This window comes from Actinomycetospora endophytica (genome assembly GCF_021026375.1).
Taxonomy (GTDB): domain Bacteria; phylum Actinomycetota; class Actinomycetes; order Mycobacteriales; family Pseudonocardiaceae; genus Actinomycetospora; species Actinomycetospora endophytica.
This window is the reverse complement of sequence record NZ_JAJNDB010000005.1, coordinates 322,654-344,309: the sequence shown is the minus strand read 5'-3', so window position 1 is coordinate 344,309 and position 21,656 is coordinate 322,654. Positions and strand designations below refer to the sequence as shown.

Genomic DNA, 21,656 nt, shown 5'->3' with positions numbered 1-21,656 from the left:
GATCTTGAGGCGGCGGCTCTGCCGCTAAGACCACGGTCAGGTGTCCGAGGGCGCGTCGACCCCACCAGAGGGTCAGGTTCTAGACGGTTCGCGTACCAGCAGGACGTAAAACGATCCCGATCGACGTAGCCTGTGCTCGCTGTGTCACTCCACGTGACACCCGGGGGGAACGATGACCGACGTCGAGATCCGTCTGCTCGGAGGGATCGTCGTCGAGCGCGACGGCGTCGCCGAGTTCAGGCGGAGCCGCAACCACAATGCGCTGCTCGCGGTGCTGGCCCTGAACGCGGGCGAGCCCGTCGACGGTGACGTGCTCATCGACCAGGCCTGGGGCGAGGATCTGCCCCAGAACCCGCGCAGCACCCTCCACATCGCCCTGAGCCGCCTGCGGGCCTGGCTGGGGGAGCGCGAGGAACCATGGATCACCGCCGCGGCCGGCTCGTACACGCTGCACATCTGCCGGGACGCCGTCGACCTGCTGCGCTTCCACCGCCTCACCGAGACCGCCCTGCACGGTGACGACGTCGCCGACCACGAGGCAGCCCGCGCGGCCTGGCGCGGCACGCCCTTCCCCGGGTACGACGCCGAGCGGCTCGTCGAGGCCCGCCGCGCCGCCGAGCAGCGCCGCCGCGCGCTCACCGTCCACCACGGCTCGCTGCTATTGGCGGCAGGACGTTGTGGCGAGGCCGCCGACCTGCTGATCTCGGAGGACCGCCTCGACGAGGAGCTGGCGACGCTCCTGATCCGCGCGCTGCGCGACGGCGGCCGGCACCGCGCCGCCGTCGACACCTATCTCGAGGTGCGGCGCCGCCTGCGCGACGAGATCGACGCCGAGCCGGGTCCCCAGCTACGTGCCCTGTACGGCTCGCTCGACACGTCCCGCCCCGCCCGGGAGCGGCCCCGTACCCCCGAGCTGATCGGGCGGGACGACGTGCGGGACTCGATCCTCGATGCCCTCCACGACGACGGCCGGCTGGTCGTCCTGCGCGGGCGCGCCGGGGTGGGGAAGAGCGCGCTGCTGCGCGCCGCGGTGAACGACGCCCACGGCATCGGGGCCAGGACCGCCGTCTCCGCCTGGCGGCAGGGCGAGCCGGCCGCCGCGTTCTGGCGCAGGGTCATGGCCGAGCTCGGGGTCCGTCGTGAGGCCCGCGGCTGTGAGCTCGGGGTGTGGGTGCACCAGCGGCTCGCCTGGCTCGCACAGGACGCGCCCCTGCTGCTCGCGCTCGACGACGCGGACCAGGCCGACGCCGCGTCGCTGGAGGCGCTGCGTGGTCTGGCTCGTCGGGGGCCGCCGGCCGGTGTCGTCATCGTCCTGGCGGCCCGGATCTCCGACGGTGCCGGTGACCCGCACTGCGCGGTTTCGCTCAGTGACCTTGCCGCCCAGCACGCTGTCACCACCCGGGTCCTCGGCCCGCTCAGCCCGGAAGCGGTGGCGCTGCTCGTGCGGCGCCGGCTCGCGCACCTCCAGCCCGACGACGCCCTGGTGTCCGCCGTCGTCGAACGGTCCGGCGGGCTGGCTCGACACGTGGCCGAGGTGATCGACGTACTCGGCAGACATGGCACCCGTGAGGGCGCCGTCGAGGCGATCACCGGCGAGCCACATGACGATCTCCGCGAGGGCAACACCTCGAAGGGGTGATCTGTCACACAGCGTTGACAACGCTGAAAGGTCGCCGAAAGGCCGAGGACGCACAGTCTGCGTCCGTCGGGGGCGACGCTGTGTGGCACGGTTCGTTCTATGACTAAACCGAACGGGTGAGTCTCAGAAGGTCCGCATCAAGGTTTTCCGGCGTGTCGCGACGACACACCGGAACGCTGATACGGAGCGGGTAACGGACCACGCTCGCAGTGGCGATAGCCGGGTCAAGCGCACACCAGGGCGAAGCTGGCGGTGACGCGGTCGGGGGTCAACCAAGGCGCCCCCGTCGCTACTCCTCCCGCGAGCCCCCGTGACCATGGGGGGTCACTGAACGTGAGCACGGACATCGGGATCGCGGGGGGAACCCGGGACGTCATCGTCCCCGGGCCGCGGTCCTCGCAGGAGCGGGTGGCGGTCACGCCGGCTCGTATTCGCACGTGGCGCACGCTGCTCGTCCGGGCCGTCGTCACCGCTGACCTCGGGATCATCGTCGCGGTCTGCGCGGTCGCGATCGCCCTCGGTGTAGCGGTCCGTTCATGGGACATCTCGACCGCCGCCGCCTTCAGCTGCATCGGTGCAGGGGTGGCGCTGACGATGATGGCCGCAATGCGCTGCTGGGACGCCCAGGTGATCGGGCAGGGCGCCGAGGAGTTCAACCGCCTCGTCCGAGCCTTCCTGGGCGCGAGCCTGGTCCTGGCCCTCGTCGGCTACCTCTTCAAGGCCGACGAGCTCCGGCCCTGGGTTGTCGGGGTCCTCCCCGTCACCGGCGCCGCCATCCTCGCCGGCCGGTACCTGATCCGCCGGGTGCTGCACGCCGCGCGTCGCGAGAACGTCTGCATGTCCTCGGTCCTGGTGGTCGGCACCGAGGACGGCATCGCCGACCTCGTCGCCCGCACCCGTCGCGTTCCGCACCACGGCTGGAACGTCGTCGCGGCCTGCACCTCCACCGGTCCGGTCGATGGCCACGCGACCGTCGACGGCGTCCCGGTGGTCGGGGACCTCGACCAGGTCGCCCGCCACGTCGCGGAGCTCGGCATCGACGTCGTGGCCATCGCCCCGACGCCCGGCTGGTCGCCCCGCCGCCTGCAGGCCCTGGCCTGGGCGCTCGAGGGCACCGGGGTGGACCTGGTCGTCGACCCGGGCCTCATGGAGATCGGCGGGCCCCGCCTGCACGTCGCCCCGGTAGACGGCATCCCGATGCTGCGCCTCACCGAGCCCCGCTTCGACGGCGTGACCCGCACGGTGAAGGCCGGCGTCGACCGTCTCGGCGCTGCCGCCCTGCTCCTCGTGCTCGCCCCGGTCTTCCTGACGATCGCGGTGCTCATCAAGCGCGACGGGGGCCCGGTCTTCTATCGGCAGGAGCGCATCGGCCTCAACGGCTCGACGTTCCGGATGGTCAAGTTCCGCTCCATGGTCGTCAACGCCGACCAGCAGGTCGCCGCTCTCGCCGCGACCAACGAGGCCGCCGGCCCGCTGTTCAAGATGAAGGCCGACCCCCGGGTCACCACGGTCGGCGCGACGCTGCGCCGCCTCTCGCTCGACGAGCTCCCGCAGCTGCTCAACGTGCTCGGCGGCTCGATGTCCCTGGTCGGGCCCCGTCCGCCGCTCGGTCGCGAGGTGGCGACCTACGCCGACGACGCCCGCCGCAAGCTCCTGGTTCGCCCGGGCATGACCGGCCTCTGGCAGGTCTCCGGACGCTCCGACCTCAGCTGGGAAGAGTCGGTCCGCCTGGACCTCCGCTACGTGGAGAACTGGTCGCCGGTGCTCGACGTGAACATTCTCTGGAAGACCGTCGGTGCCGTGCTCCGCGGGCGCGGCGCGTACTGACACCGACTTTTCCAACAATTCTTTCTCATTCTTCCGGGGAGACCACTATGTCCAACCGCCTTCGCGTCTCGATCCTGGGCCTCAACTACGCGCCCGAGCCCACAGGCATCGCGCCGTACACCACCGGCATGGCGCACTTCCTGGCCGACGCCGGCCACGACGTGCAGGTGGTGACGGGTCTGCCGCACTACCCGCACTGGAGGGTCGCTGAGGGATTCCGGTCGGGCACCACCGAGATGGACGGGGACGTCCGCGTCACCCGCGTCGCCCACCCGGTTCCGGAGAACCCCACCGGCAAGAGCCGCATCCTGATGGAGGCCGCGTTCGCTCGGAACGCGATGCGCGCCGTGCAGGCCCGCCCGGACGTCGTTCTCGCGGTCAGCCCCGCGCTCCTCACGGTCGGGGCGGCGCTGCGGTGGAAGTCCACCGGTCGCACGGCCGTCGGTGTGATCACCCAGGACCTCTACGGACGCGCGATCGCGGAGACCGGCTGCCTCGGCGGTCGCGGAGCCCGCGCGGCCGACAAGCTCGAGCGGAGCCTCCTCGGTCGAGCCGACGGTGTCGTCGCCATCCACGAGAGCTTCCGCCGCTCGCTGGTCGGGCTCGGCGTCCAGCAGGACCGGATCACGACCATCCGTAACTGGACGCACCTCAAGGGCACCACGGGCGACCCGGCGGCGCTGCGTCGCGAGCTCGGGTGGCGCGACGGTGAGATCGTTGCCCTGCACGCTGGCAACATGGGTGCGAAGCAGGGCCTGGAGAACGTGATCGAGGCGGCCCGGCTCGCCGAGCAGCAGAACCTGCCGGTCCGCTTCGTCCTCCTCGGTACCGGCAACCAGCGCGCGCACCTCGAGAATCTCGGCCGAGGGATCTCGACCCTGCAGTTCCTGGACCCGCTGCCCGGCGACAAGTTCCAGACCGCGATGTCCGCGGCCGACGTCCTGGTTCTCAACGAGAAGCCGGGCGTCGAGGAGATGTGCGTCCCCTCGAAGCTCACCTCGTACTTCGCGTCGGGCCGGCCGGTGGTCGCGGCCACGAGCCCGAAGAGCGCGGCGACCTCGGAGGTCGAGGTCTCCGGCGGCGGGATGTGCGTCGCGCCCGGGAGCGCTCAGGACCTTCTCGGTGCCGTCCTGGCTCTGGGCGCGAACCAGGAAGAAGGGCTCGCTATGGGTCTCCGCGGTCAGCTCTTCGCCCGTGACGCCCTCGCCGAGGAGGCCGCTCGCACCGCCTACTGCGGCTGGGTCGAGCACCTGGCCGAGCGGGTGCTGGGCCCTTCGATCCCTACGCAGCGTACTTTTGCTCGCCGTCGTTCCACCCGTTCGGCCGTCGTGCCGGCGCCGCTGGTTCGGGACCGTGCCTGATGACCACTCGACGGCTGCAGGACTTCACGGGCGTCGGTTACGACAAGGGCCGGTCTCCGGCATGGCAGATCGCGTGGTGGGTGGTCTCCCACCTGGTGTTCCAGGCCTGGTGGTGCCCGGCGCGGACCCGCCCCACGATCCTACGTACCTTCGGCGCCGAGGTCGGGCGTGGCTGCAATATCCGGAACGGCGTCAAGGTGCACTGGCCCTGGAAGCTCGCGGTCGGCGAGCACTGCTGGATCGGCGAGGGAGTCTGGCTCCTGAACCTCGAACCGATCATGATCGGCGACCAGGTGTGTATCTCGCAGGAAGCATTCCTCTGCACTGGCTCGCACCGACGGCGGGACCCGAACTTCGAGTACGACAACGCTCCGATCGTCGTTGGCGAAGGTGCCTGGGTCGCTCTGCGGGCGATCGTTCTGCGCGGCGCGACGGTGCCGGCCGACGGTCTGGTTCCAGCCGGGGTCGTGTTCCAGCAGGAGGGGAGCGCACCTGAGATCACCCGTCCGAGCAGCCCCGAGGGGCAACTCAAGCAGACCCGGGGTGGCAAGGCTCCATCGAGCCCATTACCTTGGCCCGACGCGACGAGCAATGTTGCTGGACAGTCACGTGGGGGACGCACTTAGGGGTGCGATGGACACAGCATGTAGTCAGCGAACGCGCAGCGTCACTGCGCTACGCCCAGGGGCTCGGCATCGCGAGACCCCGTCCGCCGGTCCCCAAGAGACCGGTGCGGAGCTCGGAAGACCAGTCGGGGGATTAGAGCGATGAAGCGCGCAATCATCACGGGGATCACCGGGCAGGACGGTTCGTATCTGACCGAGTTGTTGTTGGCCAAGGGTTACGAGGTGCACGGGATCATCCGGCGTTCCTCGACGTTCAACACCGGTCGGATCGAGCACCTGTATCAGGATCCGCACGACCCGGAGCAGCGCCTCGTTCTCCACTACGGCGACCTGACCGATTCGAGCCGGCTGGTGACGTTGATCGAGAAGGTGCGCCCGGACGAGGTGTATCACCTGGCGGCGCAGTCGCACGTGCGCGTGAGCTTCGACGAGCCGGAGTTCACCGGCAACACCACCGGGCTCGGCACTGCCCGGTTGCTCGAGGCGATCCGGATGGTCGGGATCGACACCCGCTACTACCAGGCCTCGAGCTCGGAGATGTTCGGCGCGACCCCGCCGCCGCAGTCCGAGGTGACCCCGTTCTACCCGCGCTCGCCGTACGGGGCGGCGAAGCTCTACGGCTATTGGATGGCCCGGAACTACCGCGAGGCGCACGGCCTGTTCGCGGTCAACGGGATCCTGTTCAACCACGAGTCCCCGCGCCGCGGCGAGACCTTCGTGACCCGCAAGATCGCTCGCGCCGCCGCCCGGATCGCGCAGGGCAAGGAGGAGTTCGTCTACCTGGGCAATCTGGATGCGGTCCGCGACTGGGGGTATGCGCCGGAGTACGTGGAGGGCATGTGGCGGATGCTGCAGGCCGACCAGGGCGACGACTACGTGCTGGCCACCGGCACGGCGACCACGGTGCGCCAGTGGGTGCAGTACTGCTTCGAGCACGTGGGCGCGGACTGGGAGCGCCACGTCCGGTTCGACGAGGGTTATCTGCGTCCGACCGAGGTGGACTCGCTGATCGGGGACTCCTCGAAGGCCGAGAAGACACTCGGCTGGACCGCGCAGACCATGCCCGAGCAGCTCGCCCACATCATGGTCGACGCCGAGCTTGCCGAGACGAGAATCGGGGAGCCTTAATCATGTCTTCCAACGGTGATTATCCGGCGGCCAACCCGATGGATCATAAGTTCTCGAACGATCTCAAGCTGGATGGTGACATTCGATCCCACCCACGACTTGTCTGGCTGACGAACTTTCCCATGCGGTATCGCTGGTCAACTTGGAGCTGGCTCTCCGAGATCCTCTCCCTCACCGTCGTCTGCATGAACCCGTTAGATGGGCATGACGGGGATCCGCAGATCGGGCAGGCTGAGTTTATCCTCGCCTCCTCTCGACCGAAGAAGATGTCTGCAGCTGCGTTGCATAGACCGTCGATCAGACTCCTTCGTATCCTGAGAACTGTTCGACCGGACTGGGTGCATATCGACGGCTGGGAATCTCCTGCCTACTGGCAGACCATCCTTTGGGCGAAGACCCAAGGCGTTCCGATCTCACTGGGGTACCGCAGTACAGTTACATCGCGGCGATATCACTCCGGCCCTGCGGCCACCTTACGCCGTGTAATTCTCAGCGCGGCGGACGTGCTAGTTACGGGTGGTCCGGCGTCCACATCGAATGTCAGGGATTTGCTTGGAGAACGTCCCGTTGTAATTGAGGCTCTGAACAACGTCGACGTCGACCAGATTGCGGAAGATGTCAACAACATCAGAACATCCTTGGGTGGCGAGAAACAGACCTTCCTCTACGTGGGCCAACTGATCGAAAGAAAGAACGTCGCGGCCCTCTTGGACGCATTCGAGGTAGTAGTAAAGCAAACCGGTCCCGCCAGGCTCTCGATCGTCGGAACTGGCCCGCTTAACGCTGACCTCAAGGACCGGGCCGCGCGGCTTCACCCAGACGCCGACGTTCGATTTCGAGACCACCTTAATGGGGCAGATCTGTGGCGCGAGTACGCTTTTTCGCAGACCCTTGTCCTCCCGAGCATGCAAGAAGTGTGGGGACTCGTAGTTAACGAAGCCCTCGCAGCCGGTCTCCATGCCGTGGTTTCGAGCCAGGCCGGGTCGGCAGAATATGTGCGAGATATGCCAGGCGTGTATGTCTCGGAGCCGGACTCAGCCTCGTTAGCCAAGGCGATGGTTAAATCGGTAAAGGAGTTCGATGGATGGATTGCAGATCCTCCTATTCGACGCTTGAAGCCCGGGCTCGGCCTCGAGAAACTCGTGGCCGAGATTATCGAGTCGGCCGCGCGCTCTAATGCAACAGAGCGGTAATCAATCGATGTCGAGAAATGAGTCTTTCGGCCTTCGCTCACTCCTAGGTGCTTTGAGTGGAGTGAGCTCGTCGATGGTGATCTCGCAGTTGCTTATCGGCGTCATGTATCTTCTGACGGCCCGCGCAGCTTCTCCAGCCGTGTTCGGACAGGCCGTCGTGTCGCTTTCCGTCGCGACGATCTTGGTCGTGCTCTTTGACATGGGGCTCTCGAGCTATTTGGTAAGAGAAGTAGCGAGCGCGCGATTGACGGTAGCGGAAGCCTTTGGGATCGTTCGGGCTAAGCAGGTCGCCGCGCCGGTGCTCGTCGGGGTAGCTTTCGTAGCGTCGTCTGTGACTGGCCTCGATTCGCTCAGCGCATTCCTTGTGGGCTTGGTTGCTCTATTCACTTGGGAGGCACAGTCCTCTAACGCACTCCTGCGGGCTCAGAAGCGATTTGGGCTCTGCAGTCGGAATCAAGTCCTAGCTCGCGTTATTGCTGTTCTGTGGCTCGTTGTCGCTGGCCGATTCTTGAACCCTATACTTGCACTCGCAGCCGGTTTAGTGCTGGCTTGGGCCTTAGAAGGATGCGCGAATTTGATCACCGGAGGCACGCCGCGGTCGAAACCGACTGATCTTGGCCGTAGTGCGAGCGCTCAGAGGGCGGCGTTCACTTATGGTTTGAGTAGCCTTAGCGGCTCTGCGCAGCAACTCGATACCCCCGCCGTCTCTGTGGGAGGCGGCATCTACGCTGCAGGTCTCTACGGCGCTGCGGGCCGCCTGCAGGGCCCCCTAACGTTTATGTCGCAATCGATGGCGGCTGTCGCCGCACCGTGGCTTGCAAGGGCATCAGATCAGCGAGCGCAGTTACTGCGTGAAGAGCGCCGAATCCAGAAGCTTGCGGCAATCCTAGCCGTTGCTCCGTTGATCGCAGCTGCCGTCGGCCCTTTCTTGATTCCGCTGCTGTTGACGGATTCTTACAAATCGTCTGTTACTACTTTCATTATCTTGTGCTTCGGGGCATCTCTCCTGTCGTTGAACCAATCGGCCATTGTGATCCTCCAGAACCGGCACGACACTGGATTCGTCGCGGCCGCTCTGGCCTCCTCGATCGCAGCCGGCCTCTTGGCTACGTATCTGTTGGCTAGGAGCGGCGACGCCTCTTTGGCAGCGCTCGGCTATGTTCTTACCCAAGGGTCGCTACTCGGTTCCACACAATTTCGACTCAGAAAGCTCAGGCGTTGTGAACTTGTTGCCTGTGAGGAGGGCACTGGAAATGCGTAGTTCGCAAGAGGTCAGGGGAACGAGCACGCGAAACAAATTGCAATACTGGGAAAAGTACGCCGGAGACTACACGCCGCGGGATGGAAGCGTCGAGTTCTATACTCGGGTGGGCGCGCTGCTCCGGTCAACCGACACAATTGTAGATCTTGGCGCTGGGCGAGGACGCTCCGAAGAAGATCGCGTTCCGGCCCGAGCGAGCCTTCAAAACTTCAGGGGTAGAGCCCGTAAGATCATCGGACTAGATGTGGATGGGGCTGTACTGCAGAACCCTAAAGTCGACGCAGGGCTAGTGTTCGATCCAAAGGACGCACTTCCTCTCGAGGACGGTACGGCCGATCTGATAGTTTCCGATTTTACGTTTGAGCATATAGAATTCCCGGAACATACAACGTCAGAGATTGACAGGGTGCTAAAGCCAGGCGGATGGCTTTGCGCGAGGACCCCCAACAGGTGGGGTATGGTCGGTGTAGCAACGCGGGCCGTTCCGAACGATTGGCATATAAGGTTTCTGAAAACCGTACAACCCGCCAAGTTGGAGATCGACACGTTTCCGACGTTTTATCGATTGAACTCACTAAGACAAATCCGGAAGCACTTTCCGCAGGGGGCCTACGAGAATTTCACGTATACGTATGGTTCCGATCCGGCCTATGGGGCCGGCTCGTATGCCTTCACGAGGATTCAGTCTTCTTTGGAGAAGTTGGCTCCAGCGTACTGTAAGTCGACGTTGATGATCTTTGTGCGTAAGAGGACCTATTAATCGTGAGTACTCCAATCGGCCACTTCCGTTCGGGCAGCTTACGCGGCAGCACCATGCTCCAATTAGGAGTCATGTTGGCCCTGCCCCTGGTTGTTGTCGTCGTACCTCAAATCGGTGCAGTGCCACGAGCTACTTCACTGTTCGGCCTCACGCTCAGCGGGTTGGTCCTAGCTTATAGCGCATACAAGTTCGTACAGATTTGCGCGGAGCCAGAACCTCGATGGCTGTCGCTAGCCTTCTGGGGATTCTCTTACGTCTGGTTAGGCCTGGCTGGTCTAGCCGTAGGGATGGTTGGGAGAAACCCGCTTGGAGCGTACATCCCTTCTGATCTTTACGTTCGAACCAACCTTGTCGTCTTACTTGGTTTCGTCGCCTATGATTTCGGACAACGCCTTGGGTTCCGTCGAATGACGCAAACTCCGCGGTTGATGCAGAGAAATATTTCAGTGGACAGAGTCTACGTGCTCGCGGCCGTGACCGTTGTTGCGATGCCGTTTTTCATCTCTGCTTTCGGTGGAATAGAGACTCTCTTCGCGAGTCGACGCGCGGTCTCTACAGTCTTGCGGGATAACGGCCTGTACTCGGCAGACTCGAATGCCCTCGGTGGCAGCTTACGAACGTTCGCGAACGTCGCGACTTTCATTAGCCTGTTCTGTATGATTTGGTGCATTAAGAGACGCCATGTTCGCATCGACAGAGTGTTGCCGTGGTTTACAGTTGGCGTGCTCCTCCTTTGCAACGCCGCTATTAACAATCCGATCTCGAACTCTCGGTATTGGTTTTTTACTATCGTACTGAGCTTCCTATTCATTTATAGCGGCTCACAAAGCGTTGTCGGCAGGACTGCAGTCGGATTGACGTACATTGCGGCCGCTGTCTTTGCGTTTCCTTATTTAGACTACTTCCGGAATTCTAATCCGGGAGTAATCCGTCTGGCGTCGCCACTCGACTTCATGACTGGCAAGACTGATTACGGTGCGTTTACAGATGTAGCGTTGGCGATACGATTGGCAAGTGCTGAAGGGATTACTTGGGGATATCAAACACTTGGCGCTATTCTGTTCTTTGTTCCCCGTAGCCTGTGGCTGAGCAAACCAAACAATACAGGAACACTTCTTGCGAATAGCATTAACTACCCGAACCTTAACCTCGACAGCCCATTATGGGCTGAAGGCTTCATCGAGTACAGATGGTTCGGGGTGTTCGCTTTTCTCCTGATATTTGGCGTTATAACCAGCAAGCTAGATTCTATCTTCAGATCTGAGTATCGAAAGCATGCCCGACAATTCGAGTTACCACTAGTCTTGGCTCCAGTTCTTGCCGCCTACGAGACAATTGTAGTTCGTGGCTCGCTACTGCAGTCAGTAGGATCAGGCGTTGCCCTGACAGTGGCGCTCTTCTTTCTAAGTAAGCCGACGGTAATCGGGCAGACACCTACTGAGCAAAGAGACGCGCCGACGCCCGAGACTCTATCAGTCCGCCTGTAATCAGAGAAGAGGAGAAGAACCCAATGACCTTCGTGGAGCTTTGGAGAGTTATCCGCTCTCGCTATTTGATTATTGTGGCATTTGTGGCGGTCGGCTTGCTCAGCGCGGTTGCCGTCACGCTCTTGACAACCCCGAAGTACTCTTCGACCGCAACGTTGTACATCAGCAGTGCGCCTTCGGCTGAGAATGCTCAAAGTGCATACCAGGGCGGACTTCTGTCGCAACAACGGATCGAGTCCTACGTTGAGCTCGCGGCAAGCCCTCGTGTAGCCTCAGATGTTGCGAATTCACTCAACAACGGAGTGTCGCCGAACGATCTACTGAAGGAGGTAACTGCGAGTTCCGAGCCCGACACTGTTGTTCTCCAGATTACTGCGACCGATCAGTCGTCTGTCCAAGCGGCTGACTACGCAAACAGATTCGCCGCATCCTTCAGCAACCTGATTCGAGAGTTGGAGCAGCCTTCTGACTCGAAGCTTCCCCCCGCGGTCGCTGCGCGAGTGGTTCAGCCGGCTACACCAAATGATCTTATCGTTTCACCTCAGGCCGGACTGAATATTGGAGTTGGACTTCTAGCTGGGCTATTTGCAGGGCTATTCGTGGCCGCAGTGAGAGAAAATCTCGACCGTAGCATCCACAACGTGGACGAACTCCGGCTAGCGACTGACGTTTCTGTGGTTGGGGCGATCCCCGTAAGTTCGGACCGGCTCGCCGTCCGCAACGAACCTGGACCTGTGGCCGAGGCCTACCGCCAACTGCGCACCAGCCTAGATTTCATGAATGTCGACGAGCCGCCTCGGACGGTCCTCGTGACAAGCGCAGTGGAAGGTGAAGGGAAGACTACGGCGGTCTGCAATCTAGCCGCGGTTTTAGCGGATGCCGGTCGAACGGTTCTGATTGTCGACGGAGATTTGCGGCGCCCCGCCGTTGCGGATGTATTCGGTGTGGAGCGCGCGATTGGCGTATCTAGCGTACTAGCAGGTCGTGTGGGTGCCGACGATGCGATTCAGCCGACCCATATACCGAGGCTGTCTGTTCTCGCCAGCGGGCCACAGCCGCCGAATCCTAACGAACTCCTTTCTTCGGACCAGATGCGACTTCTGATCGAGCGAGTCTCAAAGTCGTTCGATATGGTTCTGATCGACGCACCACCGGTGCTTCCTGTAGCCGACGCCCTGGCTATGACCGCAGTGAGCGATGGTTCTTTGTTTGTGGTTCGTGCAGGGGCTACGGACAAGCGGCGGGTGAAGGATGCGCTCGACTTGATGGCATCGGTGTCTGCGCATGTGCTAGGCATAGTGCTGCTCGCGGCACCTTCTTCGGCCCGGTATGGGAACTACAGCTACAAGGCTGCCAAGAGCGATATCTCAGACGAGTCGCGACGTTCTCAGCCGAGCGCCGACGCAGACGAGGCTACGACGACTGAGCAGGTCCGTCCTACCCCTTGGCAACGCCACTAAGAGTTCAAGACAATAGAGAATCACAGTACCTTTGGAGCGTCGAGAGTGGTTTCAAATCTGCGCAAGCGAGTTCAAACAGCGATACCGGTTGGAATTCGGAAGACGGTTAGATATTATCGGGCCAGGGGATTCGAGATGCTCGGGTCGGACCGGTATTCGTGGCCCGCGGCATTTCGCTTGGACCGGCAGGTTGTTCCGCGCCTGCCTGATGACGGAATATTTCTAGAGGTCGGGGCGAACGATGGATTCTCGCAGAGCAATACGTATCGTCTAGAACGCTTCGAAGGATGGAAAGGTATCCTGATCGAACCACATCCTAAGCTCGCGCGGAGAGCCGCGCGGTGGCGGCCGGCGTCGGTGGTACTGAATTCCGCTTGTATCTCGGACGATAGACCAGATGCCTATATTGACCTTGTTGATATTGATTTAATGTCGGTGTCTCTGGGCCTTCAACAGTCTAATGAAGAGAAGCGAAGGCTAGATCGCGCGATAGAAGGAGCAACGACTTTCAGGGTTCCGGCGGCGACGATTTCGACTCTCATCGATCGGAGCGGGCTCGGGCGCCCTACGTTCATGAGTGTGGACGTGGAGGGCGCGGAGCATGAGCTCTTGGCAGGACTAGATCTAGATCGACACACCCCGGATTATCTATTGATTGAGACTGGGGACATCGAGCGAGTTGAGAAAGCTCTGCAGGGACATCTTAAGCGCGTGGAGCAGATGTCGAAGCATGACTTCTTTTTCGAGCGTTGTTAGGCGTTGAGGACTAATGAAGATTGTTTGGATTGGACCTTTGCCGCCGCCCGTCCATGGTGCAAGCGTCGTGACGCGGCGCTTTCTAGAAACGGTTGGTAAAGACCATGCTGTTACTGCGATCGATATAGGGCCGGGGTTGCGGTCGGGAATCACCTATCATTTCCGCCGCATTTGGAAACATTTGCTTGCCTGCCTTACGGTCTGCCGCAAGCCGGACAGAGTTTACGTCAGTTTATCCGGAGGTATGGGCTTATGGTATGAAATTCCGATTGTCTTACTATCACGACTAGTCGGAGTCAAGCTGATCCTGCATCATCATTCCTATGCGTACCTCAATAAGAGGCGCCTGGCAATGAGCATAGTTTCTAAAGTGTGCCCGCAGAATGCTAGGCATCTATTGCTTACCAGTTCCATGGCAGATAGCTTCCGATCGATCTATAAGCCACTAAGCGAAATTGTTGTTTTAAGCAACGCAAACTTTGTTGAGCAACCGGCACAGGCTAGAGGTGGCGGAGATCACAGAAATCTCGTGCACGTGTCGAACCTTTCGGAGGGGAAAGGGACAGTCCGTGTGATCGAGGTGTGGCAGGCGCTCAGGCTCAGACATCCGGACGTGCGGCTATCCTTGGTTGGGCCGTGTGAAGATCGAGAGCTGCGGAGCATCATTCAGGAGTATGACAGGACTATTCCGGAATTCTCTTGGCTTGGCCCGCAAGATTCGAACGGTGTTCAGGCCGTGCTCCAAGAATCGAGCTGGTTCTTGTTTCCGACATCGTATGCAAACGAGGCTGCGCCGATGGTGCTATTCGAAGCACTGGCGGCTGGTGTGCCGGTACTGGCGTCTGCACGCGGAGCGATCTCGGAGATTATTCCGCAAAGATGGCTTGTCAATTCGGTTGCGCTGGAAGACTTTGTTGATCGGTATGAGCTTGTCACAAATAGTGACGATTGGACGAGTTCATCCGAGCAAGCGTTCAAGGCGTTTGAGGAATGCCAAATGCGATTCAATCTCGCGGATTTGGTGGTCGGATAGATTCGACATATGGTCGCTGCCGAGCCTGGAAGAGTGTTATGTCTACGATTCGAGTCGCCAGGGCGAGCGTATGGGTCCTCGTCGTTTTGAGCGTTGGGCTGAGTTGTTGGTTGCTGCTTCGACCCAACGACAAAGATGCGCGAGAATCGACAGTCGCGTTCGTAGGTGATTCGTACTTTGCGGGAACCAAGTTGGGTGGGATTGGGCGGTCGAATATTGCGAGCCTGCTAGCTGGTCGATTCGGTTGGAACAGCCTGAACGCCGCGGTCGGAGGGACTGGGTATGCACATGCATCGTCAACATCTCCTCCGTATGCGCTCGCGCAATTGCCCGCAGTTCTATCTCACGATCCGAGCCTGATCCTAGTCGAGGGAAGTATAAACGACGGACATGCGGAACCGGCCTCAGCGGAGGCTGCCGCGAAGAATCTATATGCAGTTATTGCGGGTCGATTACCTGGGGTACGAATTGTCGTGGTTGGGCCGATTAGCCCGGGCCGAGCTACCGGATCGCTCGCTGCGTTAGACGACGCGATGAGACGAGCTGCGAATTCGTGTGGGCTGCCATATATAGACGCGTCAGGAGAGGATTGGCTTCCGGCTGGCATTCCAGGGTTAATTGGTTCAGACGGCGTTCACCCGACTGACGCGGGGCACCAACGAATGGCCACGCTGCTCGGCGATGACCTGGTTCGGCTCGGCGTAGTATCTGCTGAAGGAGACGTTAGGTCAGCCGCAAATGAGTCGTTGAGATGCGCGGGAGCCTGAGGCGGGGGCCACCTGCTCTCGGCGGGGTGGGTGCCGATTCATGGAGAGTCGAGGTTCGACCCGGTGATGGTTTGAGGTATGTGGTCGAGCGCCCCATTACGCAGCAGAGATGCCAGCGGTTAGCGGCGGACGGAGAGGGAGTCCTGCGTGTTCGCACGGCGGGTCATGGTGGTGGGGACGGGCTACGTCGGGTTGACGACGGGGGCGTGTCTGGCGTCGTTGGGTCACGAGGTGGTGTGCGCGGACATCGACACCGCGAAGGTGGAGCGGTTGCGCCGCGGGGTGGTCGACATCGTGGAGCCGGGTCTGTCGGAGTTGGTCTCGGAGCAGACCTCGGCGGGGCGGTTGTCGTTCGTGGTGGGCAACTCGGCGGCGTTGGCGTCGTTCGAGGAGGGCCGTTCCCCGGAGGTCGTGTTCCTGTGCGTGCCGACGCCGATGGGTGCCGGTGGGGTCGCGGATCTGCGTGCGGTGGAGTCGGTGATGGAGGAGGTCGGCGCGTCGTTGGCGCCGGGCACGGTGGTGGTGAACAAGTCGACGGTGCCGGTGGGGACCGCGGAGCGGACCGCGGAGATGCTCGAGCGCGCCGACATCGGGGTGGTGTCGAACCCGGAGTTCCTGCGTGAGGGGTCGGCGGTCAAGGACTTCCTGGGCCCGGACCGGATCGTGGTGGGGTCGGACAACCAGGACGCCGCGGAGCGGGTGGCGGCGTTGTACGCGCGGTTGGGTGCGCCGACGGTGTTGACCGATGCGGCGTCGGCGGAGCTGATGAAGTACGCGGCGAACTGCTTCTTGGCGATGAAGTTGTCGTATGTGAACGCGATGGCCGAGTTGTGTGAGCGGGTCGGGGCGGACATCGCGGACGTCACCGAGGGCATCGGCTACGACCGGCGGATCGGGCAGGCGTTCCTCTCGCCCGGCCCGGGGTGGGGCGGGTCGTGTCTGCCCAAGGACACCCACGCGTTGTTGCAGGTCGCGGACGCGGCGGACTTCGAGTTCCGGTTGCTGCGGGCGACGATCGACACCAACACCCGGCAGCGGCAGCGGATCGTGGACAAGGTGCGGTTGGCGGTGACCGGCAAGCGCACCGGGTCGCTGTCGCGGGTGCGGCTGTGCCTGCTGGGGTTGACGTTCAAGGCTGGCACCGATGACCTGCGGGACTCGCCGGCGTTGGCGATCGCGGCGCTGCTGCGCCAGGCCGGGGCGGAGCTGGTGGGGTTCGACCCGGCGTTCGTGGACGGCCCGGAGGCGTTGAAGTTCCGCGACGGGGAGCCGGCGCCGTCCGAGGTGGAGGGGGTGCCGCTGGCGGCGGACGCGGTCTCGGCGGCCCAGGGCGCGGAGGCGGTGCTGGTGCTGACCGAGTGGGCGCAGTTCCGGTCGCTGGACTGGTCGGTGATGGCCGCGGCGATGAAGCGCCCGATCGTGGTCGACACCCGCAACGTCGTCGACCCCGCCACCCTGCGCCGCGCCGGCCTGACCGCCGTCGGCCTCGGCCGCCGGAGCGACCCGAGCGACAACTGAATGTGAGCCAGTCCGGGGGGACGAATGTCAGAGGACGTCGACGAATCATTGGTGCCGCTGCAGCCGGGGGAGCCTGATCGAGGGCGCAGCGCCCGGCTGCGCCGTGGATTGATGTGGGTCCTCGGCACCGTGCTCGTCCTGGTGATCCTGCTGGCGGGCGCGATATTCGCCGTCACCGAGCACCTGGCGGGCGATGTCATGCGGGTCCCAGGGGTGTTCGCGGGCATCGACCCGTCGACACGGCCGGCCGCCGGGGCGGACGAGACGTTCCTGCTGGTCGGTACCGACACCCGCTCGCCGGATCCGACTACCGGGAGCCAGGCGACGGCGTCAGACTTCGTGCCCGGAGCTCAGCGCTCGGACGTGATCATGCTCGCCACGATCGCCCGCGATGGGTCTCACGCGTCGCTGGTGTCGATCCCTCGTGACTCGTGGGTGCCTATCCCAGGCCACGGGATCAACAAGATCAACGCCGCGTATTCGTTCGGCGGGCCGGCGTTGCTGGTGAACACCGTCGAGCAGCTGACCCGGGTGCGGGTCGACCACTTCGCCGTCATCGACTTCGCCGGGTTCGCAGACATGACGGATGCCGCCGGTGGGATCGACGTGACGCTGCCGGCGGCGACGTCGAACTTCGGGGTGAACTTCCCCGCCGGGCCGCAGCACCTCGCCGGTCCACAGGCGCTGGCCTACGTGCGGCAGCGCTACGGGTTGCCGGGCGGCGACTTCGACCGGGTGCGGCGACAGCAGAACGCGCTCCGTTCCCTGGCCTCCACCGCGATCACCAACGGGACGTTGTCGGACCCGGTGCGGGCCTATGGACTGGCCGACGCCCTGACCCGCTGGGTCGGGGTGGACGACACCCTGAGCAACAACGACCTGCGCGGGCTGATCTGGAACCTGCGCGGCCTGCGGACGTCCGGGCTCGAGTTCCTGACCGCCCCGGTCGCGGGGACCGGGATGGAGGGTGACCAGTCGGTCGTGTACCTGGACCAGGCCCGTGACAACGAGCTGTGGTTCGCGATGAACACCGACGGCGTCGCGGGCTGGGCCGCTACGCACCCGACTGCTCGGCTGCCGGCGGCTCCACGCTGAGCGAGGTCGGCTCAGCTGGACGAGGCGGTCTTCTGCCTGACGTTAGTCAGCACCCCGTGGATGATCAGCCGTTGACGGGCCGAGAAGCGCGGGTGGCAGGTGGTCAGCGTGATCAGAGCGAGGTCGGGCTTCGTCGTCGCCGTGGTGTTGGGTACTGGCCAGAGGACACGGTCGGCGTCCGGGGTGACGATCTCGCGGCCGGGCACCGAGGTCGGGGGAGTGGAGCAGGTCCCTGAAGCCTCGCCGGGGCTGGGCAGCATCCGGTAGGTGAGGACCTGGGTGCGGGTCTCGACGATGATCGGGTCGCACGGCTGGAGCTCCGCGGCGTCGTCGAACACGCCGTCGTGCCCGACGCGGTGGCCGGCGAGGGCGAAGTTCCCAAACTGACCAGGGTCCGCCGTCCCGGGATAGTGGCCGGGCCCCTCGGCGAGGATGTCCTGGCCGGTGCCTTCGAGGACCGTGTAGCTCCAGTCGGCGCCGAAGCGCGGGATGGTGATCTTGGCGACCGGATCGCCGTACTGCAGCGCGGACCCGTCGTCGGGAACGCTCCATCGCTGCTGCAGCTGGGCGCCCGCGACCTGCTGGGCGCGCTGCATCGTCACGTCGTCGCGCCAGACTGACCATCCAATCGCCGCGAGCACCGTCAGGCCGACGGCGAGCAGCGCGACCCCGACGACGAGCCACGGCCGGCGTCGGCGATGCCGCTGCGGCTGCGGACGGTCGATCTGCATGGTCATGCGCGTGCCCCCGATCCGGTGAGCGCCTCACTCGTCCGGCGCCACGTGTCCCGAGGGCACTCGGGCGCCGCGGCCGCTCCGTTACTCCGAACGGCAGAAGAGACCCCGGAGACGACACGAACGGGTGTTCGTCAGGATTCCTGGTGACGCGCGGCGAGAAGATCTCGATGGGAGCAGTCGTCGGCCTCGTTCGGCCCAGTCCGGGCCTCGAGGCGACACCGACGGACTATCCCTACCGCGCTCAGGAGAAACAGCGTGAACGACTACGGACGGCTGGCGTACACCGGCCTCGGCGGCCTCGCGATCGGAGGCGTCTTCATCTCGCAGTGGTGGCTCGCGGTGATCGCGTTGGTGATCATCGTGGCCGGCGTCGTGGCCCTGCGCCTCGGCTGGCGTCGCGGCAAGGGCGTGCACCAGCCGTGACCGTCACCGTCCGCCGCGCCCGTCGTCGCGGCATCATGATCGCGGCGGTCACGCTGATCGGCTTCGGCGTCTGGGCCGCCCACCACGCCGTCGCCGCGTCCTACACCTTCACCGGGCGCGGAACGCAGTTCGGGCTGCTCTTCCTCGTCGCGTTCGTGATGCTGGGCGTGCAGACGGTGCTCTACTACCTCGAGAGTCCCTACACGACGACCCCCGAGCAGGACCGCGAGCTCGACGCGCTGCGGGTCGTGATCCCGGTCCCGGTCTACAACGAGGACCCGGGCCTGCTGCGGGAGTGCCTCTGGTCGATGCTCGGCCAGCGGCGCCTGCCCGGGCTGGTGTACGTCGTCGACGACGGGTCGAAGCTCGACTACTCGGCCCTGCGCGACGAGTACGTGGTCGCCGCGGCGGCCGTCGGGGTCGAGGTCCGGTGGGTGCGCACCGCCAACGGCGGCAAGCGCCACGCCCAGGGCCTCGTCTTCGCCGACACCCCCGACGCCGACGTCTACGTCACCGTCGACTCGGACGCGATCCTCGTGCCCGACGCGATCGAGGAGGTCCTCAAGCCGCTGGCCGACCCGCGGGTGCAGTCGGTCGCCGGCATCGTCCTCGCCGCCAACGCCCGCAAGAACCTGCTGACCCGCGTGACGGACCTGTGGTTCGTCACCGGGCAGCTGGTGGACCGGTCGGCGGCCTCGACGACGGGGTCGGTGCTGGTCAACTCCGGTCCGCTGGCGGCGTACCGGGGCGGGATGGTGCGCGACCACCTCGAGTCGTACCTGAACGAGACGTTCTTCGGGCGCGGGGTGGAGTTCTCCGACGACTCGATGCTGACGATCTTCGCTTTGACGAGGGGCAAGGCCGTTCAGCAGCCGACGGCGTTCGCGCTGACGGCGATGCCGGAGAACCTCTCGCACCACCTGCGTCAGTACCTGCGCTGGATGCGCGGGGCGTTCATCCGCTCCTGGTGGCGGTTCAAGTACCTCCCGCTGAGCTCGGTGGCGTTCTGGAACCACCTCGTCGCGTGGGCGCAGATGCTGATCGCGACGATGCTGTTCCTGCTGCTGTTCATCATCGGTCCGGCCGCGGCCGGCGGGATCAGCCCGCTGTTGTTCGTCGTCCCGGTGATCGTCGGGTTCGCGCAGTCGCTGCGGTACCTGACGATCCGGCGTTCCGACGAGTCGGTGTGGTCGCAGCTGGCGACGTTGGCGCTCTCGCCGGTGGCGACGCTGTGGGCGTTCACGGTGCTGCGGGTGGTGCGCTGGTACGGGATGGCGACCTGCCTGAAGACCGGGTGGGGCACTCGTGAGGAGATCGAGGTGACCTCTTTCGGTGGCGCGCCGGTGGAACTGGCGCCCGCCGAGTCGCTGTGTGAGGTCCTGGACCTCAAGGCGCTGGTTGCCGCGCACAAGGCGGTCGTGTCCGGGACCGGGCCGCGGCACACGCCGGCGGCGGTGGCGGCGCGGCTGAACTGGTGGGGCCCGGCGTCGGAGGTCGAGCTGGCGGGACGGCACCGAGCGTGAGGCCAGGTCCCTCACGCTTCGAGTCGTGACGCCCTCTGGACACGACCGGGTGACGGATGCCACGCTCCATCACGTAAGGAAACCTGATGGTCACGAGGCGTGACCGTCAAGCTCGTCGCAGCCGGGGCCGGCGGTCGGCGGTCGGCGGTCGGCGGTCGGCCCATAGCCGCATCCCTCGCCAGCGGTGGATAGCCCCGCGTGTCCTCCATCCCATCCCTCCTCGGGGCTCGCGACGCCGGCGCGTACGGGCTGAGACGCGACGACCCGCACACGGGTCGTGGCGCGGGGTCGTTCTACGACAGCACGACGTCAGGAGAAGCCATGAGCGCGACCGATGACCTGAGTGCGACCGACGGCATGGCACCAGCGACGTCGCCACCTCGCGCGATGCGGCCCGGGTCGGACCCCTACGACCCACTCGCCGACTCGCGGATCGGTTCCGAGGCCACGGTGAGGACGCTGGCCAATCCGGCCGCACTCGGACTCGCGGGCTTCTCCCTCGCCAACCTGCTGCTCAACCTCATCAACGCCGGGTTCCTGGGCGAGACGGCGATCCCCGCGGTCCTGCCGCTCGCGCTGTTCTGCGGCGGGATCGCGCAGCTGATGGCGGCGATCGGCGAATACCAGCGAGGCAACACCTTCGGGACGACCGCCTTCGGCAGCTACGGGGCGTTCTGGCTGGCCCTGTGGGCGTTCTTCGCCTTCCGTCAGAGCGAGTTCGCCACGGCGACGGCGGCCAACCACGCCCTCGCGATGTTCCTGCTGTGCTGGGCGATCTGGACGGTGCTGGTGTGGGTGGCCAGCTTCCGGACGTCGCTGGTGCTCAACCTGCTCTTCCTCGACCTGATCGGCGTGTTCGCCTTCCAGGCCGCGGGACTCGGGTTCGACAACACGAGCCTGGTGCGTATCGGCGGATACCTCGGCATCCTGCTGAGCGTCATCGGCTTCTACGCCGCGCTCGAGGTCGTGGTGAACGAGACCTTCGGGCGGCCGCTGATCCCGAACCGGCTGCTCACCCCCGGGCCGGCGCGCTGACCGGGGTCCCCCACGACGAACACGCCG

The 21,656-nt window shown here is 64.3% G+C and carries 19 protein-coding genes; 18 read left to right on the top strand and 1 reads right to left on the bottom strand.

Translation table 11 applies throughout. The features are described 5' to 3' along the window. The first annotated feature begins 172 nt into the window (after positions 1-172). The 15 genes from LQ327_RS22585 to LQ327_RS22530 all read left to right on the top strand — a co-directional run bounded on the left by LQ327_RS22585 (position 173) and on the right by LQ327_RS22530 (position 17,911). Positions 173-1,639 (top strand): ATP-binding protein, encoded by a 1,467-nt coding sequence (locus LQ327_RS22585; RefSeq protein ID WP_230738018.1) that lies wholly within the window; start codon positions 173-175, stop codon positions 1,637-1,639. Positions 1,640-1,972: 333 nt separating this feature from the next. Next, positions 1,973-3,466, top strand: a complete 1,494-nt coding sequence (locus tag LQ327_RS22580; RefSeq protein ID WP_230738017.1) for a sugar transferase — start codon at positions 1,973-1,975, stop codon at positions 3,464-3,466. Between the two features lie 47 nt (positions 3,467-3,513). Next, complete coding sequence (locus tag LQ327_RS22575) at positions 3,514-4,827, top strand: glycosyltransferase (protein WP_230738016.1); 1,314 nt, start codon at positions 3,514-3,516, stop codon at positions 4,825-4,827. Beyond that, entirely contained in the window at positions 4,827-5,453 is a 627-nt protein-coding gene (locus LQ327_RS22570; RefSeq protein WP_230738015.1) for an LbetaH domain-containing protein, read from the top strand. Before LQ327_RS22575 ends, LQ327_RS22570 begins: the two co-directional genes overlap by 1 nt. Before the next feature lie 141 nt (positions 5,454-5,594). After that, a complete protein-coding gene (gene gmd / locus LQ327_RS22565; RefSeq protein WP_230738014.1) occupies positions 5,595-6,581 on the top strand; it encodes a GDP-mannose 4,6-dehydratase in 987 nt (328 codons plus the stop codon). A 2-nt stretch (positions 6,582-6,583) separates the two neighbouring features. Continuing rightward, a complete protein-coding gene (locus LQ327_RS22560) occupies positions 6,584-7,774 on the top strand; it encodes a glycosyltransferase family 4 protein (RefSeq protein ID WP_230738013.1) in 1,191 nt (396 codons plus the stop codon). 73 nt (positions 7,775-7,847) lie between these two features. Continuing rightward, positions 7,848-9,035, top strand: coding sequence for a lipopolysaccharide biosynthesis protein (locus tag LQ327_RS22555; protein ID WP_230738012.1), 1,188 nt, complete (start codon positions 7,848-7,850; stop codon positions 9,033-9,035). Beyond that, on the top strand, positions 8,932-9,795 hold the full coding sequence (locus tag LQ327_RS35290; protein WP_372460723.1) for a class I SAM-dependent methyltransferase: 864 nt from the start codon (positions 8,932-8,934) through the stop codon (positions 9,793-9,795). The genes LQ327_RS22555 and LQ327_RS35290 overlap by 104 nt, the downstream gene beginning before the upstream one ends. A gap of 2 nt (positions 9,796-9,797) precedes the next feature. Next, positions 9,798-11,282, top strand: coding sequence for an O-antigen polymerase (locus LQ327_RS22550; protein ID WP_230738011.1), 1,485 nt, complete (start codon positions 9,798-9,800; stop codon positions 11,280-11,282). A 23-nt stretch (positions 11,283-11,305) separates the two neighbouring features. Next, positions 11,306-12,742: a tyrosine-protein kinase domain-containing protein gene (locus LQ327_RS22545; RefSeq protein ID WP_230738010.1), complete on the top strand. Its 1,437-nt coding sequence runs from the start codon at positions 11,306-11,308 to the stop codon at positions 12,740-12,742. A 135-nt stretch (positions 12,743-12,877) separates the two neighbouring features. After that, positions 12,878-13,498: an FkbM family methyltransferase gene (locus tag LQ327_RS35285; protein WP_372460722.1), complete on the top strand. Its 621-nt coding sequence runs from the start codon at positions 12,878-12,880 to the stop codon at positions 13,496-13,498. Positions 13,499-13,511: 13 nt separating this feature from the next. Continuing rightward, on the top strand, positions 13,512-14,531 hold the full coding sequence (locus LQ327_RS22540; protein WP_230738009.1) for a glycosyltransferase family 4 protein: 1,020 nt from the start codon (positions 13,512-13,514) through the stop codon (positions 14,529-14,531). Continuing rightward, complete coding sequence (locus LQ327_RS35280) at positions 14,489-15,298, top strand: SGNH/GDSL hydrolase family protein (protein ID WP_372460721.1); 810 nt, start codon at positions 14,489-14,491, stop codon at positions 15,296-15,298. The genes LQ327_RS22540 and LQ327_RS35280 overlap by 43 nt, the downstream gene beginning before the upstream one ends. 147 nt (positions 15,299-15,445) lie before the next feature. After that, on the top strand, positions 15,446-16,816 hold the full coding sequence (locus LQ327_RS22535; RefSeq protein WP_230738008.1) for a UDP-glucose dehydrogenase family protein: 1,371 nt from the start codon (positions 15,446-15,448) through the stop codon (positions 16,814-16,816). A gap of 24 nt (positions 16,817-16,840) precedes the next feature. Further along, a complete protein-coding gene (locus LQ327_RS22530; protein ID WP_230738007.1) occupies positions 16,841-17,911 on the top strand; it encodes an LCP family protein in 1,071 nt (356 codons plus the stop codon). Positions 17,912-17,922: 11 nt separating this feature from the next. Here the strand turns inward: LQ327_RS22530 and LQ327_RS22525 are convergent, their stop codons facing one another. Then, positions 17,923-18,648 carry a class E sortase gene (locus LQ327_RS22525; protein ID WP_230738006.1) on the bottom strand — a complete coding sequence of 242 codons (726 nt, stop codon included), beginning with the start codon at positions 18,646-18,648 and terminating at the stop codon, positions 17,923-17,925. 255 nt (positions 18,649-18,903) lie between these two features. On the opposite strand from LQ327_RS22525, the gene LQ327_RS22520 reads away from it, so the two are divergent. The 3 genes from LQ327_RS22520 (at position 18,904) to LQ327_RS22510 (ending at position 21,629) form a co-directional block, all read left to right on the top strand. Beyond that, a complete protein-coding gene (locus tag LQ327_RS22520; protein WP_230738005.1) occupies positions 18,904-19,071 on the top strand; it encodes a hypothetical protein in 168 nt (55 codons plus the stop codon). Beyond that, the gene (locus LQ327_RS22515; protein WP_230738004.1) at positions 19,068-20,594 is read left to right on the top strand and encodes a glycosyltransferase; all 1,527 of its coding nucleotides are present in this window, start codon (positions 19,068-19,070) and stop codon (positions 20,592-20,594) included. The genes LQ327_RS22520 and LQ327_RS22515 overlap by 4 nt, the downstream gene beginning before the upstream one ends. Positions 20,595-20,915: 321 nt before the next feature. Further along, positions 20,916-21,629: an acetate uptake transporter gene (locus LQ327_RS22510; protein ID WP_230738003.1), complete on the top strand. Its 714-nt coding sequence runs from the start codon at positions 20,916-20,918 to the stop codon at positions 21,627-21,629. Positions 21,630-21,656 lie beyond the last annotated feature (27 nt).

Excerpts from the sequence above, each read along its gene's own strand:
- LQ327_RS22575 (WP_230738016.1), top strand. The coding sequence starts at position 3,514 with ATGTCCAACCGCCTTCGCGTCTCGATCCTGGGCCTCAACTACGCGCCC.
- gmd (WP_230738014.1), top strand. The coding sequence starts at position 5,595 with ATGAAGCGCGCAATCATCACGGGGATCACCGGGCAGGACGGTTCGTAT.
- LQ327_RS22560 (WP_230738013.1), top strand. The coding sequence starts at position 6,584 with ATGTCTTCCAACGGTGATTATCCGGCGGCCAACCCGATGGATCATAAG.
- LQ327_RS22525 (WP_230738006.1), bottom strand. The coding sequence starts at position 18,648 with ATGACCATGCAGATCGACCGTCCGCAGCCGCAGCGGCATCGCCGACGC.
- LQ327_RS22555 (WP_230738012.1), top strand. The coding sequence starts at position 7,848 with ATGGTGATCTCGCAGTTGCTTATCGGCGTCATGTATCTTCTGACGGCC.
- LQ327_RS22545 (WP_230738010.1), top strand. The coding sequence starts at position 11,306 with ATGACCTTCGTGGAGCTTTGGAGAGTTATCCGCTCTCGCTATTTGATT.
- LQ327_RS35285 (WP_372460722.1), top strand. The coding sequence starts at position 12,878 with ATGCTCGGGTCGGACCGGTATTCGTGGCCCGCGGCATTTCGCTTGGAC.
- LQ327_RS22540 (WP_230738009.1), top strand. The coding sequence starts at position 13,512 with ATGAAGATTGTTTGGATTGGACCTTTGCCGCCGCCCGTCCATGGTGCA.
- LQ327_RS35280 (WP_372460721.1), top strand. The coding sequence starts at position 14,489 with ATGCCAAATGCGATTCAATCTCGCGGATTTGGTGGTCGGATAGATTCG.
- LQ327_RS22510 (WP_230738003.1), top strand. The coding sequence starts at position 20,916 with ATGAGCGCGACCGATGACCTGAGTGCGACCGACGGCATGGCACCAGCG.
- LQ327_RS22530 (WP_230738007.1), top strand. The coding sequence starts at position 16,841 with ATGTCAGAGGACGTCGACGAATCATTGGTGCCGCTGCAGCCGGGGGAG.
- LQ327_RS35290 (WP_372460723.1), top strand. The coding sequence starts at position 8,932 with ATGTTCTTACCCAAGGGTCGCTACTCGGTTCCACACAATTTCGACTCA.
- LQ327_RS22585 (WP_230738018.1), top strand. The coding sequence starts at position 173 with ATGACCGACGTCGAGATCCGTCTGCTCGGAGGGATCGTCGTCGAGCGC.
- LQ327_RS22570 (WP_230738015.1), top strand. The coding sequence starts at position 4,827 with ATGACCACTCGACGGCTGCAGGACTTCACGGGCGTCGGTTACGACAAG.